This is a genomic window from Actinoplanes sp. NPDC023801 (assembly GCF_040639655.1).
Classification (GTDB): Bacteria; Actinomycetota; Actinomycetes; order Mycobacteriales; family Micromonosporaceae; genus Actinoplanes.
In genome coordinates this window covers 244037-259387 of record NZ_JBFAAI010000002.1, presented here as the reverse complement: position 1 = coordinate 259387, position 15351 = coordinate 244037, and the positions used below count along the sequence as shown (strand labels likewise).

Here is a 15351-nt window from a genome sequence, read left to right as displayed (position 1 = left end):
TGTTGACCCCCGGAATCCGGGCACCGACGAAAAACGCCTGTGGGCTCGAGTTGCCCATCAGGCGCCGGATACGTCTGTGTCTAGAGAGATCCCTAAAAATCAGAACTGCAACACGCTCAACCTAACACACGAATCGGGGAGGCGCCCGGGCGAATCATCCTCAAGGGCGTAGGGTCGGAATCGGCAGACCGGTCGTTGGGGGTGGCATGTTCGTCTTCCGCCTGTTCCTGGCCACGGCGCTGGCCGTGCTCGCCGGGGGAGTCGCCGCAGCCCCGCCGGCCGTGGCCGCCGGCATTCCCGGCACCGCCATGCTGCAGCCCGCCGACCTGGGCGGCGTGAAGCCGCTCGACGCCGGCCGCGACGACTGGCTCCGCCTGCGGCCACCCCGGCCGTGCGGGCTCACCGGCCCGGCACCACTGGCCGACCGCGCCGTGACCGCGGTCGTCGGCGGGAGCCGTCCCGACGCCGTCATGGAGTACGTCGCCGTGCACCGCGGGGACGCCGCCGCCCGATACCTGCGCAAGCTTCGCAAGTCACTGAACGGTTGCCGGGACTGGCGGCTGGAGCGGGCCTCGGCGGACCGGCTGACGTTCCGCTGGACCAGGCACTGGGAACACGTCGGCGAACAGGTCACCCACCACACGTACGGCACGATCGCGCACGCCGGCGGCACGCTCGTCCTGGTCGCCGACTCGGGCTGGGAGACCTCCAGCGGCAACCCGGCGACCACCGAGCGACTGATCATCCCCGCACTGCGGCGGGCCGCGACGCTTCACTGAACTGGGTGCGGTACAACTCCTCGTAACGGCCGCCGGCGGCGAGCAGCTCGTCGTGCGTACCCCGTTCGACGACCCGGCCGTCCTCGACGACCAGGATCTGGTCGGCCGCCCGGACCGTCGACAGCCGGTGGGCGATCACCACCGCGGTCCGCCCGTTCAGCGCCTCACCGAGAGCGTCCTGCACCGCCTGCTCCGACGTGGAGTCCAGATGCGCGGTTGCCTCGTCGAGCACCACCACCCGGGGCTGGGCCAGCAGCAGCCGGGCGATGGTGAGCCGCTGCCGCTCGCCGCCGGACAGCCGGTAGCCACGCTCGCCGATCACCGTGTCCAGCCCGTCCGGCAGCGACTCGATCAGGTCGGCGATGTGGGCGCGGCGCAGCACGTCCCACAACTCGCTCTCGGACGCGGACGGCCGGGCCAGCAGCAGATTGGCCCGCACCGACTCGTGGAACAGGTGACCGTCCTGAGTGACCATGCCGAGCGTCTGCCGCAGCGAGACGGCGCTCAGGTCACGCACGTCCACCCCGGCCAGGCGGACCGCGCCCTCACCCGCGTCGTACAGCCGTGGCAGCAGGCTTGCCATCGTCGACTTGCCCGCCCCCGACGACCCGACCAGCGCCACCATCTGCCCCGGCTCGGCCCGGAACGACACACCGTGCAACACCTCGTCACCACCGCGGGAGTCCAGGGTGGCGACCTCCTCCAGCGACGCGAGCGACACCTTGTCGGCCGACGGATAGGCGAACCGCACGTCGTCGAACTCCACCGACACCGGCCCGTCCGGCACCGGCCGCGCGTCCGGCCGCTCCTCGATCAGCGGTTTCAGATCGAGCACCTCGAAGACCCGCTCGAAGCTGACCAGCGCACTCATCACCTCCACCCGCGCGCTCGCCAGACTCGTCAGCGGCGCGTACAGCCGGGTCAGCAGGATCGCCAGCGCCACCACGGCGCCCGGATCGAGCCGCCCCTGCAGCGCGTAGAAGCCGCCCAGCCCGTAGACCAGAGCGATCGCCACCGCCGACACGCTCGTCAGCGCGGTCAGGAACGCCCACTGCGCCATCGCCGTACGGATACCGATGTCGCGTACCCGCCGCGCCCGGGCCGCGAACTCGGCCGACTCCGCCGCCGGATCGCCGTACAGTTTCACCAGGGTCGCGCCCGGCGCCGAGAACCGCTCGGTCATCTGCGTGTTCATCGCCGCGTTGTGCTCCGCCGCCTCCCGCTCCATCCCGGCGAGCCGCCCGCCCATCCGCCGCGCCGGCAGCACGAACACCGGCAACAGCAGCAGCGCCAGCACGGTGATCTGCCACGAGATGCCGATCATCACGATGAGCGTCAGCACCAGCGCCACCAGGTTGCCGACCACACCGGACAGCGTGTCGCTGAACGCCCGCTGCGCCCCGATCACGTCGTTGTTCAGCCGGCTGACCAGCGCGCCCGTCCGGGTGCGGGTGAAGAACGCGACCGGCATCCGCTGCACATGATCGAACACCTTGGTGCGCAGATCGAGAATCAGCCCCTCACCGATCCGCGCCGACAGCCCCCGCTGCACCAGCCCGAGACCCGCCTCGGTCAGCGCGATCACCGCGATCGCGACGGCCAGCGTGATCACCAGCCGCTGGCCCTTCGACTCGACGATCGCGTTGACGACCTGCCCAGCGAGCACCGGCGTCGCCACCGCGAGGAACGCCGTCACGACGCTGAGCAGCAGGAACCAGGTCAGCACCCGCCGTTGTGGTCGCGCCAGCGCCAGAATGCGGCGTAGGGTCGCTCTCGAGAACGGGCGCTTGTCGTCCTGCCGGTTCATGGCGTGCCACATCGAGTTCCAGGCCGCGACTTCCATGCTCATGCCCCGAAACTCCCACCTCACCTTGGGTTGAAGTCAAACCATTTATCGGTACGGGCCACTTATCGGTACGAGCCACTTATCGGTACGAGCCACGCCCTCACCCGACCGCAACCACGCCGTCCCCGGCCACACCGCGACGCGATCCCGGTGCCGGCTCCCCGCACGCCCGCCGGGCTGCTGCCCACTCCCGCCAAACCCACCCGCGCGCGCCGCCAGCGTCGCCGCTCATGGCCAACCGCCGTTTGCCGCCAGCCGCCAGCCGCCAGCCGCCAGCCGCCAGCCGCCAGCCGCCAGCCGTCCCCTGTTTGCCGCCCGCCGCCTGCCGTTGCCCCCGCCTGCCGTTGCCCGCCGCCTGCCGTTGCCCGCCGCCTGCCGCCAGCCGTCCTCCGTCTTTGCTGCCCTCAACGAATTTGGCGCCCGCCTAGCCCGCTTTATCTGCGTTGTGAGCTGCGCCCATATGCCGTCCGCACATCACCACGCACGTGAGGCGCCCGGCGGTGTGGTGATGTGTGGTCCAGCGCGGCGCGGAGGTGGCCATGCCGCCTACGCGCCCGGCGGTGCGTGGTGAGCTGCGCCCATATGTCGGCCGCAGATCACCACACCGCCGATGACCACGCCGCACATCGAACTACGCCGCCAGAGACGGGTGGGCGTAAGACGGTGTTGCGGCGAACTGGTCGCCGGGCGAGGGGAATCCGGGTAACCGAGGGCAGCGTGGTGGTGGTACGGCCGGAGTTGTGGTGGCGACCAGGCACGGGGCGGTGTTGCGGCGTGGTCTGTCACGAGAGCCGGCCGGCCCGGCACCGCATCCCGCAGCGCACTGCGGCACCCTCTCGGCCGACCCGCTGTCCTGCACGGTCCATCAGCTCGCCGGTGCGTTTGCCGGCGTCACGACGCCGGTGTCTGCCGGAGGCGGAGTTGCTCGGGTGGGCGGCTGCCCGATGATGGGTGGATGCCGAGTTTCGTGGTGGCCGCTTTCGTGGCGGCACACCGGTGGGTTCCGCCGGCTCAGGAGTGGACGGACGGTCTGCCCAGCGAGGTGGTGACCGTCAGCGACTGCCTCGCCGACTTCGAACCCGGGGTCCTGGATCCGCTGACGGCGCCGTGGCATGCGGCGGTGGACGATGCTCGCCGCGCTGCCGGTGGCCGGGTGGGTGTGCACGCACTGTCGATGTGCGTGCCGTCCGATCTCGTGGAGACGGTCGAGGAGGCCGTGCGGGAGTGGTTCGGCGATCACCCGTACCCGATCATCGAAAATCTCGGACGGCGGTCCGCGCCTCCTGCCGGGAGGGAAATCGGGTTCGAGGTCCTGGGGTTCGACTCCGGGCGTTTCCACAGCTGGCACTGCTACGGGTTGCGCGATCGGGGCATCCGGCTCGGCGGGTACGGGCAGCTGACCGGGCTGGCCGAAGCGCGGCTGGTGTCCGAGACGGCGAACCGTGATCGCGGGACGCCGGGCGGTACGCCCGAGGACGTGACGTGGTTCCCGGTCCGGATCGCCGAGCACGACGCCGTCTGAGCACGACGCCGTCTGAGCGGGCCGCCGTCCGTGCAGGCCGCCGTGCGCTTTGTTGCGGTGCCGCAGCCGAGCGGGCCACCGCGGCGCGGCCGGGAGTGGGCAAACACCGTGCGGGTTGTTGCGGTTCCGCGGTCGGCTGGCAACCGCGGCGAGGCCGGAGCCGGCAGACACCCGGCGCGGTGACAGGCGGGCAGACGCGCTGGGAAGACAGACGGGGCGCAGAGGTGCGGCGCGGCAGCCGGAGGGCCACCGCGCCGCGGAGTGCGGGCGGTCAGGTCAGGATGCGGCGCACGAGACGCTCGGCCAGTTCCAGTTGCCGTTGGGCTGGACGGTGATCCCGAAATTGTTGCCACTGCCGTTGGGCTTGGCCACCATCTGCTGGGCGGACGGCCAGGTCGCCGTCGTGTTCCAGGTGTTGATGACCTTGGCGGGGGACGGCAGGTTGAGGGTGACGGTCCAGTTGCTGGAGCCGGTGACCGCGATGTTGAGGTTGTAGCGGTCGCCCCACCTCTGGCCGGCCGAGAGGGTCGCGGTGCAGCTGCCGCCGCCGGGGGGCGGGCTGGTCGGGCTGGTCGGGGTGGTGCCGCCGTCGGGTGCGACGGCCCGGCCGGTCGACGGGGAGATCATGCCGGCGCACAGGTTGCGGGCGGCGAGGCCCTGTGCAATGCGCGGGATGGCGGCGACCGTGTTGGCCGGCCAGTCGTGCATCAGCATGACCTGGCCGTTGGTGAGGCGGGCGGCGGCCGCGACGATGGCGTCGGTGCTGGCGTTGTTCCAGTCCTGCGAGTCGACGTCCCAGATGATCTCGGTGAGGCCGTATCGCTGCTCGACCGAGCGCAGTGTCGCGTTCGTTTCGCCGTACGGCGGGCGGAACAGTTTGGGGGTGCCGCCGCCGGCCGCGGCGATCGCCGACTGGGTCCGGGAGATCTCCGATTCCATCGCGGCCTGGCTGAGCTGGGTCATGTGGGGATGCGTGTAACTGTGGTTGGCCACCCACATGCCGGCGTCCACCTGGGCGCGGACCAGACCCGGATTGGAAGCGGCGTATTCGCCCTGGTTGAACATGGTGGCCCGCAGCCCGTTGTTGCGTAGGGCAGCCAGGAGATTCTGGGTGTTGCCCGCCCGCGGGCCGTCGTCGAAGGTGAGGGCGACGTAGCCGTTGCAGGCGGCGGCTTCGGAGGGAGCCGGGTTGCTCTCGGCGGCCACGAAGCCGGTGGCGGCCGCGACGGCGGCGAGCCCGGTGATCATCAGGCGTCTCCACATGGCGGGTTCTCCTCGGGGTTAGCGGCGCGCCGGACGCTGGACGGTGTCCGGCGCGCCGCTGGTGGGGACGGCGTGACATGGCGTTTCGTCCTGGTGACGCCTGGCGGGGAATCCAGGAGTGCGGTCGGAACCATGCCGTGGGGGACGGAAGCGAATCGATGTACGGCGATTCCCTCCCACCGGCGAGTATCAAGTGGTCCGCGGCACACTGTCAACAACTTCCGGAAACATATCGGAATCAAAATCCGCTACATTCGATGGCAGTGGAAGACGAAGTAGCTGGTGAACAACGTTTCAATCGGCAAGCGGGAGGAGGGGTCAACGGCGCTTCCGAAACTGTTGCAGACGGTGTCACCGAAACTTTCGGAAGCCGTGAGATGATCGTTCGTGTGATCGATCGGACTCCGTACGACGCCGACCGGGCGGCCTACTCACGTGTCGCGCTGGCCCGGCTCGTCCTCTCGCAGCGGGCCGCCGCACTGTCCGGCCGGGCCGCCGCGCTCGTCCCCACCAGGCACGACCGATTCAACGGTCCGGGCGCACGTGCCAGTGAGGCCGGATCATTGGCCGCGATCACGGCGGCCGTCCTGACCAGCGCGGTGGTCTACGAGCGCGAGCGGGGCACGTCCTGGGAGCTGATCGGTCACTACCTGGACATCACGGGTGAGGCCGCGTCGGAGCGGTTCACCCCGGCCGTCGAGGAGTGGCACGAGGCTTTCGAGGTGCCGTACCGGCTCGACGAGACGGGCCGCAAACGGATCACGCGGCTGCCGTCCGCCGCCTACGACCCGGCGAGCTATGTCCGTCACCTCGACCTCTGGGCCCACCAGCGGACGGCGCTGAGCGACGACCACCATCCGGTGAGCGGCGGCCTGGACAACGATGGGGACGACGACGACGCCGACATGGCCGACGACCGCATCCATGGCCGGATCCGGGCCGCCGGGCTGCCGGACCTGCTGCGGATCCTGGCCGGATATCTGCGTGCCGAGCCGCCGGCGACGGACCAGCGGAGTTGTACGCTGGCCGGCATCTCCGAGACGGTCGAGGTCGACGTGACGGCCGACGGTGATGCGGTCGACGTGACCGTCAGCGGGGCGCGGGCCGCCGATCTGCGGATTCGCATCAGCACCCTTCTGGACGTCTTCGAGGCGCGAGCGGCGACTGAGCCGGGCTGAGTGACGGCTGTGCCGGACTGAGTGACGGCTGTGCCGGACTGAGTGACGGCTGTGCCCGGCTGGGCGGCGGGCCGGGCGGCGGGCTCGTCAGACGCCGAAGGCCCGGTCCACCACGTCCGGGGTGAGCCCGTAGGCCGCCGGGTCGTAGGTGTGGTCGGCTCCGGGCGTACCCACCTTGACGGCTTCGAGGACCGCGGACCTGGCCGGACCGGCCAGCCGGGACCCCAGGCGTTCGTAGATCGTTTCGACGGTGCGCAACGGATCGGCCACCAGGTCCTCGTGGCGTACGTCGATGAACCGCGATGGGTCGTAGCGGGCCCGGTCGGCGCGGAACCGCCGCAGCCCGCGCGACCACAGCGACAGCTGCGCCGCGCCGAGCACCGGCCCGGTGAAGATCGTGGACCAGCCGGCCGAGGCGCGTTCGTTGAGGCTGCACATCGAGGCGATCACCGTTCGCGGATCGCGGTGCGTCTGGATCACGGTGGCGTCGGGGTATACCGCGAACAGGGCGTCGAGGGCGAACAGGTGACTCGGATTCTTCAGCACCCACCGCCGGTCCGGGTCGTCGAGCCCGATCAGCTGCAGGTTGCGGCGATGCCGGCGGTAGGCGGCGGTCCAGTCGTGCCCGGCCAGCCAGCGCGAGTAGGACGGGATGTGAGCGGTGCACTCGAACGACACCGAGGTCATCGACTGGCACAGCAGCCGCCAGCATTCCTCGACCTGGCCCGGCCCCATGTGGTGCACGCCGTCGAGACCGAGACCCCGGTAGGCGTCCGCCAGGGCCAGGTAGACCGGGTGCGACTCCCACTCGGCGCGCGGCGGGCGCGGCTGCGGGACCTCGGTGAGCCATAGCTCCGGTCCCTGATGCGCGGGATCGGCGGTGAGGAGCCGGTGCAGGGCGGTGGTCCCGGTGCGGGGCAGGCCGGTGACGAACACCGGCCGGGCCAGCGGCGTGGCGGCATGCTCCGGATACCGCTGCCATGCGGCCTCGGCGAGAAGCCGGGAGACCAGGGCGCCACGCAACAGGCCGCGGGTCCACTTGCTGCCGGCGGGGGTCAGGCATGCCTCTTGCGCGTACGACGAGAGCAGCACCCGAAGCCCGCCGGCGTAGTCGTCACCGTCCCCGAAATCGTCCAGCCCGGTCATCCGGGTCGCCGACGCGTGCAGGTCGTCGAAGCTCCCGACATCGGTCCGCGAGGTCGTCGTCAATGGTGGAACTCCCCGCAGTTGACGTCGAGGCACGCACCGGTGATGCCGCGTGCCAGATCGGAGGCCAGGAACACCACGGCGTCGGCGATCTCGTCGGGTTCCGGCAGCCGCCGCAGGTCGGTCGTGGCCGCCACCTCGTCGTAGATCTGCCGGGCCGGCACCCCGCGCTGGGCGGCCTGGAACTCGAACCAGCCGCGCAACTGGTCGGCCCAGATCCAGCCGGGTGCCACCGAGTTCACCCGTACGCCCCGGGGCCCGAGCTCGGTGGCCAGGTTCTGCGCCGCCGCGAGCAGGGCGGCCTTGGTCAGCCGGTACGGCCCGAACGGCCGGCGCGAATGCCGCAGCACCGCCGAGTTGACCACCACGATCGAACCGCGGGACTCGATCAGGGCCGGCGTCACGTGCCGGATCGTGCGCAATGCAGCCAGCACGTTGACCTCGAACGACTCACCCACCGCCGCCAGATCGACCTTGCCGAGGCTGCTCATCGGCGGCATCGCGAACGCGTTGTGCACCAGCGTGTCGATGCGCCCGAACTCGCCGAGCACCCGATCGACGACCCGCCGGACCGCGACGTCGTCGGTGAGATCGGCGGGTGCGGCGAGCGCACGGTCGCCGATGCTCGCCGCCAGATCCTTCACCACCGATTCGGTACGGGCCACGAGCACCACGGAGGCGCCTTGTCCGGCGGCCCGCACCGCGACGGATGTGCCGAGTCCCGGCCCGACCCCGGCGACCACGACCACCCTGCCGTCGAGGAGCATCGGCTCAGCCCAGCATCCGGGCCGCGACCGCGGCCTGCCGTGCGGCGATCCGTTCCCGCCACTGCTCCGGCTCGATCGGTGTGTAGTGGGGCAGCAGTTTCGGCACGTCGTCGACGGCCACGATGTCGACCGACGGCCCGTCCGCCTCGGTCAGCTCACGGGACAGCCGCTGCCAGCGCAACTGCACGTATCCACGGCGGTGCCCGGTGCGTTCCAGCCAGTTCGCGACGTGCGGGTCCCGTTCGCTGATCACGTAGCGGATCATGCCGTCCGGGTCGATCCGTGCCTGGTCGCGCGTGAGGCTCGTCTGGTGGTTGATGTAGTCGAGCGACACGTACCACATGCTGCCGAGCTGGATGCCCTGGTACGGCGCGTCACTGGCGGGGACGGTCACGATCATCGCCTGGTCGTCGTGCAGGTCGTAGTGACCGACCGAGGAGAACTGGGTGGTCAGCCCGCCGGGTGTGGACCGCGGCGGGGTGAGCGTGTTGACCGGCAGGCCGAGGTAGAACCGCTCGGCGAAGGCGAGGAACGTGCGCAGCCGGTTGATCAGGATCTTCCCGGCCACGCCGTACCGCTTGGTCAGCGCATCGAGTGTGGGGGCGGGTGGCGCCGCACCGATGCGATCCGCACGCTGGATGCGCAGCACCCCGGGCCGTTCGGTGGCCCAGTCGCTGAAGACCTCCCGGACCACCAGCATCCCGGCGCGCTTCAGGCCCGGCCCGAGATACATTCGGTACGAGCCGTCGGGCTCGAGGTCGATCCGGCGGTCGTCGAAGGCGGCCAGGCTGCCCGGCACCTGGATCGGCGAGTAGTCGCCGTCGAGGATCTGGAAGCTGAGGTCCACGGTGGTGCCCCGCTGCCCGGTGATCACGTACTCGGCGTCGTCGCGCAGCCAGGCATGGAAATACAAGGTGTCCGGGTTGTCCAGGCCCATCTTGGTGTACGGGCCGGTGGAGCGTACGAAGTAGGGGAAGTCCCGCTCGTAGGCCCACGCCATCTGTACCGACGCGCGGATGCTGCCGGCCAGGTAGTCGTAACCCTCGGCGAGATCCTGGTCGTCCTGGACGTGCGGGGCGCCGGTGATGACCCGCTCGGCTTCCTGGACAGCTTCCGCGAACGGTCTGGTGAGCACCCTCCGACGATAGAACTCGTTCTAGTTTCAGGTCAATGTCCCATTGACCGACCGCGATAACAGGTTCCACTCTGGAGGGCGTGCTGGCGTATCGGATGACGGAGTGGGGCGCCCCACCGCGCACGGTCGAGGTGCCGGAACCCGAACCGGGTCCCGGTGAGGTGCTCGTGAAGGTGGCCGGATGCGGGCTGTGCCGGTCCGACCTCACCATGCGGCACATCCCGGCCGAGGCGGGCGGGGCCCTGGGCTGGCGGATGCCGTTCACCCTCGGCCACGAGACCGCCGGCTGGATCGCGGACACCGGCGAACCGGTCGCGCTCGTGTCACCCGCGTCGTGCGGGACCTGCCGGCTCTGCGTCCGCGGACAGGACAGCGGCTGCCCGCGCGGCCTGGCTGGACGCGGCTACGGCCGCGACGGCGGCCTGGCCGCCCTCGTCGTCGCCGACCGCCGGGCACTGCTGCCCCTCGGCGACCTCGACCCGCGTACCGCCGGACCCCTCACCGACGCCGGAGCCACCGCCCACCACGCGGTACGGCGTGCGCTGCCCCGGATCACCGCCGGGAGCACCGCCGTGGTCCTCGGTGCGGGCGGGCTCGGCGCGTTCGCGGTTCAGTTCCTGCGCGTGCTGACAGCCGCCCGCGTCATCGCCGTCGACCCGCTGCCGGCCCGCCGCTCCTACGCCGGTTCCGTGGGCGCACACTCGACCGTGGAATCCCTCGACGGGATCAGGGCCGACGTCGTGCTGGACTTCGTCGGCACCGACGCGACGATCGCGGCCGGGATCGCGGCGGTGCGGACCGGCGGCGCCTACGGGCTGATCGGCTCGGCAGGCGGCAAACTGCGCGGGCCCTGGTTCTCCACGCTGCCCCGCGACGGCGAGGTGTTCACCTTCCAGGGCTCGTCGATCGCCGACGCCCAGGACGTGATCGCGCTGGCCCGGGCCGGACTGATCCGCAACCAGGTGGAGGAGTTCGGTTTCGGCGAGATCGGCGAGGCGTACGCGACACTCGCGGCCGGCTCGCTCACCGGCCGCGCCGTCGTGGTCCTCTGACGCCTCAGATGCCGGCCACCCCGTTCGCCCACCACCAGCTCTTCAGGTAGCCGTACTCCATGTCGCCCCAGAACCATCCCCACTGGTTGTCCGGGCTGACGTACGGGCCGATCTCGTCGAAGACGACCTTCGCCTCCTTCCGCCGGCGAATCAGGCTGTAGTACGCCGCCATCCACTGCCGTACCTGCGTGAGCTGCTCGGAGGACGGCGGCGCCGAACGGAACTTGGCGATCCAGGCGTCACAGTCCTGCTGCACCTCCGGTTTGCGGAAGTACCTGCGGACCGCCTTCTGCGACTGTTTGCTGCGGTCGTCCCACGCGAACTCGCGCATCGCGTACTCGAAATGCGCGAACAGCGGCAGCAGGGTCGTCCTGTGTCCCGGCGGTGCCGCCTCGGCCGCCGAGTGCGCGACCGCGAACATCCGCTCGTGCGAGCCGTACCACTTCGCGCACGTCAGCATGACGGCGAGCTCGTGCATGTCGAAGTTGTGCGGATCCCTCCGCCGGGCTTCTGCGTAGAACTCGTTGAGCCGGCCGGCACCGGCGGCGAAACACGACGACATCAGCCGGATCACCGGTCCCGGATCGTCCGGATCGGCCAGTTTCGTCCTCGGCCAGGCCGGCGAAGACACCGAGCCGGTAGCCGCGCAGGGCCCAGTCCGTGCCCGCTGCCTCGATCGCCTGCTTCGCGACCCGCCAGTCACCGTCGCGCAGCAGACGCCCCCGGGCGTCCCGCAGCACCGCGTCCCTGATCATCGACTGCTCGTCGGCGTCGAACTCGGGGGTCGGCGGAAACGGCCCGCTGACGACGCGGCGGATCAGGTAACGGGCGACGAATAGCATCGCAGGATCGTACGGGCGCGAAGGTCCGTACGACAGACCCGTCTCCCGTCACGACCGGACCCCCGGCAGACCTCGGCGGCCTCACCGACCCGCGTGATCAGCGCCTGGGAGAAGCGGCAGCAGGCGGTTCCGGTCCCGATGCCGGCGGCCTCGGTCGGCGGCGATGCGAACGAGCCGATTCCCGGTCAGCTCCCGCTGTTCTGAGTGACCCGCCGACGAGTTCGGTCGCCGGCTCCGGCAAGAACCGCCCGAGTGCTGCGTCCGGTGGATCGGGACGCTTTCCGCGTACTAAATGACGGGTTTGATCCGCCAGACGTCGAAGGTCTGCTGGAGCCGCCAGGACCCGCCGGGCTCGCGGGCCTCGTTGCGCCACCGGAACGTCTCCGGCGCGCGGGCGAAGGGGGCCAGATCGGAGAAGATCCAGCGGAGGTCGCCGCCGTCGAGGACGATGCCGTCGCCGGAGGGTGCGGCCAGGAACGTGTGCACCCGGCGGCGGCCCGGGCCGACCCACGTGGAACGCCAGACGCCGGGGCCGGCTGACGGGTCGGGGAAGCGGACGCTGACACCGTGCTCGACGCCGGGCAGGATCCATACGTCGGTCGTGGCGTGGCCGCCGAGGGCGTACCCGAAATGCCACTCGCCGCGCCGGACCGTCGTGGTGCCGTCGGGTGCGTACTCGGTGCAGTCGAGCGCCCACGACCCGGTGAACCGGCCGAACAGGCTCAGGTCGGCGCCGGGCGCCGGTCCGTCAGCAAGGAAAGGCACATCGGTCACCGCACCGAGGCTACCGCCGCCGCCGAACCCCCCGGCCGTATGGCCGGTGTGCGGCACGGCTGGCGGGCTCACCCGCTGCTCAGCGGCTTGATGAACTTCTCGGCGAAGCGGTGCAGGGCGTCCTGTTTCTCCTGCAGGGTCGCGTCGAAGCGGCGCCACGGTACGACGATGGCGTCGGTGACACCGATCTCGGCCTGCTGCCGGAAGCCGTCCAGGCCGGGCCGGTCGATGCAGACCGCCTGGATCTCGAACGGCAGGCCGTCGCGGCCGTGCTCGGTGCGTAGCTCGCGCAGCCGGCCGATGACCGACCGCAGGTCGTCGAAGCCGATCATGGCCGACGACCAGCCGTCGCCGATGCGGGCGGCCCGCCGCAGCGCCGGCTCGGTGTGCCCGCCCACATAGATCGGGACCGGTTCGGCCGGCGCCGGGCTCATCTGGAGTTTCTCGAACGAGAAGTGCCTGCCGTGGAACGAGACCATGCCGCCGGCCAGGATCCGCCGGATGATCTCGATGGACTCGTCGGCGCGGACACCGCGGTCCTTGAACCCGGTGCCGCACCAGTACGACTCCTCGGGCGACCAGCCGAGCCCGACACCGAGACCGAACCGGTTGCCGGTGAGCACCGCGACCGTGCCGATCTGCCGGGCCAGCAGCAACGGGTTGCGCGGGTCGAGTTTGAGGACCTGGGTGTAGAAGCGGATCGTCGACGTGACGGCACCCATCGCCCCGGCCGCGACCATCGGGTCCGGCCAGGGCGTGTCCGCGTTCCAGAACCGGCTGCCGTCCGGTGTGTACGGATACGAGGCGGACACGTGCTCCGAGTAGAACAGCGAGTCCGGTAAGGCGATCGAGGCAAAACCGACCTCTTCGGCGGTACGGGCGAGCCCGGTCAGCTGGTCGAGCGGACTCAGCGCGATCCCCAGGGTGAATTTCACGGCAGCACCTCGGCCAGGTCGAGAAGGTGGGCGGTGGCGCCGCCGAGCAGGAACTCGTGATGTTCGGCGGCCAGGAAGTAGCGGTGCAGCGGATAGTCCAGGTCGATGCCGACACCGCCGTGCACGTGGACCGCGGTGTGCAGAACCCGGTGCCCGGTCTCGGTGGCCCAGAACCCGGCGGTCGCGGTCTCGGCGGGTTCGGGGCGGCAGGCCGCCTGCCACAGGGCCAGCCGCAGCGCCTCCACGTCGATCCACGCGTCGGCGAGGCGTTGCGAGACGGCCTGGAAGGAACCGATCGGCCGCTCGAACTGGACCCGTTCGCGGGCGTAGGCGGCGGTCAGTTCGAGGGCGCGTTCGGCGATGCCGAGCTGCATGGCGGCCGCGCCGATGGTGAGCCGTCTCCGGAGCGGGCCGCCTCCGGGCAGCGTCCCCTCCGGTGAACCGTCGATCTGCCCGGCTCCGGGACTGCCGGACACCTCCTGAGGCAGGCGTGACCGCGGGCGCTGCAGGGTCACGCTGTCCGCTGCCGGGATCAGGACCAGCGCGGCGTCGGCGGCCGCCGGGGTGGACGCGGGGCCCGCAACGGTGAGGACCAGCTCGCCGCGACCGGCCGGGGCGGCCCACTTCTCGACCTGCTCGGCGGTGCCGAACTCGGCGATCGTCGACGCGGCCGCCACGATCGACGGCAGGTACGGGACGGCGGCGGCGTGCCGGCCCAGTTCGACCAGGACGGCGCACTGCTCGATCAGGCCGTAGCCTTCGCCGCCGGCGCGTTTCGGCAGGGCCGCGGCCAGCACCCCGGCCTCGGCCAGCGCCGGCCACAGCGGGCGCCCGGACTCGGCCAGGTCGCGGGTGAGCCCGGACAGTTCACGGGCCTCGCTGCTCAGTTCGAAATCCATGGTCCCTCCTCAGCGCCGGATCGGGAGGCCGAGAGCGCCGGCCGCGATGATGTCGCGCTGGACCTCGTTGGCCCCGCCGCCGAACGTGAGGATCAGTGAGGCCCGGTACATCCGCTCGATCCGTCCGGCGAGCACCGCTCCCGGCGAGCCGGCCCGGATCGTCGCGGCCGGGCCGATGATCTCCATGAGCAGCCGGTACGCCTCGATCGCCAGCTCGGTGCCGTAGACCTTCCCGGCCGAGGCCCGCGGTGCGGCCGGGGTGCCGTCGGTGACGCAGGCCCGCCAGTTGAACAGTTTCAGCACCTCGGTCTTGGCATGCACGCGGGCCAGGTGCAGCCGTACCCACTCCTGTTCGAGGCGCCCGGTGCCGGCCGCCCAGTCCCGGACCTCCCGCAGCGCCCGTTGCAGCGGCGCGGCCGAGGTGAGGGCCACCCGCTCGTGGTTGAGCTGGTCGGTGATCAGGCGCCAGCCCTGGTTCTCCACGCCGACCAGGGCGGACACCGGCACCCGTACGTCGTCGTAGTAGGTGGCGCTTGTCGACGGCCCGGCCACGGTCCGCACCGGTGTCCAGGAGAAGCCGGGGGCATCGGTCGGCACGACGAGCATGGAGAGGCCTTTGTGCCGTGGAGCGTCGGCAGAGGTGCGGCAGGCCAGCCAGACGTAGTCGGCGTACTGGATGAGGCTGGTCCACATCTTCTGGCCGTTGATCACGTAGGAGTCGCCGTCGCGGACCGCACGAGTCTTGAGCGCTGCCAGGTCGGTGCCGGCATCCGGTTCGGAGTAGCCGATCGAGAAGTGCACCTCGCCGGCCTCGATCCGGGGCACGAGTTCGGCCTTCTGCTGTTCGGTGCCGTGCCGGGCGATGGTGGGCCCGACCGTGTAGAGGGTCAGGAACGGCACCGGCACCCCGGCCAGCGCCGCCTCGTCCGCGAAGATCAGCTGCTCGATCCGGGGCCGTCCGCCGAGGCTCAGCCATCCGTCGCGCCCGAGTTGCCGGACCACCTGCCGGTACGCGACGCCGTCGCCGTACTCGCCTCCGCCGCCGTCCAGCCCGGCCCGCAGATCGGGTGTCATCAGGGCGGCGAAGTACTCCCGAAGTGAGGCCCGCAGCTTCTCCTGCCCGGGCGTGTATCCGACGTGCATGGGCCACCCC

General features: G+C 71.0%; 14 protein-coding genes. 4 read left to right on the top strand and 10 right to left on the bottom strand.

The window, feature by feature from the left end; translation table 11 throughout:
• Positions 1 to 206 precede the first annotated feature (206 nt).
• Positions 207 to 779, top strand: a complete 573-nt coding sequence (locus tag AB0G04_RS05735) for a hypothetical protein (protein WP_360976987.1) — start codon at positions 207 to 209, stop codon at positions 777 to 779.
• Here the strand turns inward: AB0G04_RS05735 and AB0G04_RS05730 are convergent.
• Positions 742 to 2628 carry an ABC transporter ATP-binding protein gene (locus tag AB0G04_RS05730; protein WP_360976983.1) on the bottom strand — a complete coding sequence of 629 codons (1887 nt, stop codon included), beginning with the start codon at positions 2626 to 2628 and terminating at the stop codon, positions 742 to 744. The two genes, AB0G04_RS05735 and AB0G04_RS05730, sit on opposite strands and share 38 nt — an antisense overlap.
• Before the next feature lie 952 nt (positions 2629 to 3580).
• On the opposite strand from AB0G04_RS05730, the gene AB0G04_RS05725 reads away from it, so the two are divergent.
• Positions 3581 to 4147 (top strand): hypothetical protein, encoded by a 567-nt coding sequence (locus tag AB0G04_RS05725; RefSeq protein WP_360976980.1) that lies wholly within the window; start codon positions 3581 to 3583, stop codon positions 4145 to 4147.
• Between the two features lie 276 nt (positions 4148 to 4423).
• Here AB0G04_RS05725 and AB0G04_RS05720 read toward each other — a convergent pair whose 3' ends face one another.
• Complete coding sequence (locus AB0G04_RS05720; RefSeq protein ID WP_360976977.1) at positions 4424 to 5410, bottom strand: polysaccharide deacetylase family protein; 987 nt, start codon at positions 5408 to 5410, stop codon at positions 4424 to 4426.
• Positions 5411 to 5799: 389 nt separating this feature from the next.
• On the opposite strand from AB0G04_RS05720, the gene AB0G04_RS05715 reads away from it, so the two are divergent.
• Positions 5800 to 6588, top strand: a complete 789-nt coding sequence (locus AB0G04_RS05715; protein ID WP_360976973.1) for a hypothetical protein — start codon at positions 5800 to 5802, stop codon at positions 6586 to 6588.
• An 87-nt stretch (positions 6589 to 6675) separates the two neighbouring features.
• Here AB0G04_RS05715 and AB0G04_RS05710 read toward each other — a convergent pair whose 3' ends face one another.
• Genes AB0G04_RS05710 through AB0G04_RS05700 form a run of 3 tightly spaced genes read right to left on the bottom strand, consistent with a single transcriptional unit; the run spans position 6676 to position 9696 of the window.
• On the bottom strand, positions 6676 to 7734 hold the full coding sequence (locus AB0G04_RS05710) for a sulfotransferase (protein ID WP_360977871.1): 1059 nt from the start codon (positions 7732 to 7734) through the stop codon (positions 6676 to 6678).
• Positions 7735 to 7793: 59 nt separating this feature from the next.
• A complete protein-coding gene (locus AB0G04_RS05705) occupies positions 7794 to 8561 on the bottom strand; it encodes an SDR family oxidoreductase (protein ID WP_360976970.1) in 768 nt (255 codons plus the stop codon).
• A 4-nt stretch (positions 8562 to 8565) separates the two neighbouring features.
• Positions 8566 to 9696 (bottom strand): hypothetical protein, encoded by a 1131-nt coding sequence (locus AB0G04_RS05700; protein ID WP_360976968.1) that lies wholly within the window; start codon positions 9694 to 9696, stop codon positions 8566 to 8568.
• Between the two features lie 80 nt (positions 9697 to 9776).
• Here AB0G04_RS05700 and AB0G04_RS05695 point away from each other — a divergent pair, with 80 nt between their 5' ends.
• A complete protein-coding gene (locus AB0G04_RS05695; RefSeq protein WP_360976964.1) occupies positions 9777 to 10748 on the top strand; it encodes an alcohol dehydrogenase catalytic domain-containing protein in 972 nt (323 codons plus the stop codon).
• A 4-nt stretch (positions 10749 to 10752) separates the two neighbouring features.
• On the opposite strand, the gene AB0G04_RS05690 is transcribed toward AB0G04_RS05695, so the two are convergent.
• The 5 genes from AB0G04_RS05690 to AB0G04_RS05670 form a co-directional block, all read right to left on the bottom strand.
• Positions 10753 to 11379 carry a hypothetical protein gene (locus tag AB0G04_RS05690; protein ID WP_360976961.1) on the bottom strand — a complete coding sequence of 209 codons (627 nt, stop codon included), beginning with the start codon at positions 11377 to 11379 and terminating at the stop codon, positions 10753 to 10755.
• Positions 11380 to 11878: 499 nt separating this feature from the next.
• Positions 11879 to 12364: a hypothetical protein gene (locus tag AB0G04_RS05685; protein ID WP_360976958.1), complete on the bottom strand. Its 486-nt coding sequence runs from the start codon at positions 12362 to 12364 to the stop codon at positions 11879 to 11881.
• Positions 12365 to 12432: 68 nt separating this feature from the next.
• Positions 12433 to 13299 carry a TIGR03619 family F420-dependent LLM class oxidoreductase gene (locus tag AB0G04_RS05680; protein ID WP_360976956.1) on the bottom strand — a complete coding sequence of 289 codons (867 nt, stop codon included), beginning with the start codon at positions 13297 to 13299 and terminating at the stop codon, positions 12433 to 12435.
• Positions 13296 to 14198 (bottom strand): acyl-CoA dehydrogenase family protein, encoded by a 903-nt coding sequence (locus AB0G04_RS05675; RefSeq protein ID WP_360976953.1) that lies wholly within the window; start codon positions 14196 to 14198, stop codon positions 13296 to 13298. Before AB0G04_RS05675 ends, AB0G04_RS05680 begins: the two co-directional genes overlap by 4 nt.
• A 9-nt stretch (positions 14199 to 14207) precedes the next feature.
• Positions 14208 to 15341 carry an acyl-CoA dehydrogenase family protein gene (locus tag AB0G04_RS05670; RefSeq protein WP_360976950.1) on the bottom strand — a complete coding sequence of 378 codons (1134 nt, stop codon included), beginning with the start codon at positions 15339 to 15341 and terminating at the stop codon, positions 14208 to 14210.
• Positions 15342 to 15351 lie beyond the last annotated feature (10 nt).

What these genes read in the sequence shown, in the direction of transcription:
- AB0G04_RS05720 (WP_360976977.1), bottom strand. Translation starts at nt 5,410, where the DNA reads ATGTGGAGACGCCTGATGATCACCGGGCTCGCCGCCGTCGCGGCCGCC.
- AB0G04_RS05730 (WP_360976983.1), bottom strand. Translation starts at nt 2,628, where the DNA reads ATGAGCATGGAAGTCGCGGCCTGGAACTCGATGTGGCACGCCATGAAC.
- AB0G04_RS05675 (WP_360976953.1), bottom strand. Translation starts at nt 14,198, where the DNA reads ATGGATTTCGAACTGAGCAGCGAGGCCCGTGAACTGTCCGGGCTCACC.
- AB0G04_RS05725 (WP_360976980.1), top strand. Translation starts at nt 3,581, where the DNA reads ATGCCGAGTTTCGTGGTGGCCGCTTTCGTGGCGGCACACCGGTGGGTT.
- AB0G04_RS05705 (WP_360976970.1), bottom strand. Translation starts at nt 8,561, where the DNA reads ATGCTCCTCGACGGCAGGGTGGTCGTGGTCGCCGGGGTCGGGCCGGGA.
- AB0G04_RS05670 (WP_360976950.1), bottom strand. Translation starts at nt 15,341, where the DNA reads ATGCACGTCGGATACACGCCCGGGCAGGAGAAGCTGCGGGCCTCACTT.
- AB0G04_RS05710 (WP_360977871.1), bottom strand. Translation starts at nt 7,734, where the DNA reads ATGACCGGGCTGGACGATTTCGGGGACGGTGACGACTACGCCGGCGGG.
- AB0G04_RS05735 (WP_360976987.1), top strand. Translation starts at nt 207, where the DNA reads ATGTTCGTCTTCCGCCTGTTCCTGGCCACGGCGCTGGCCGTGCTCGCC.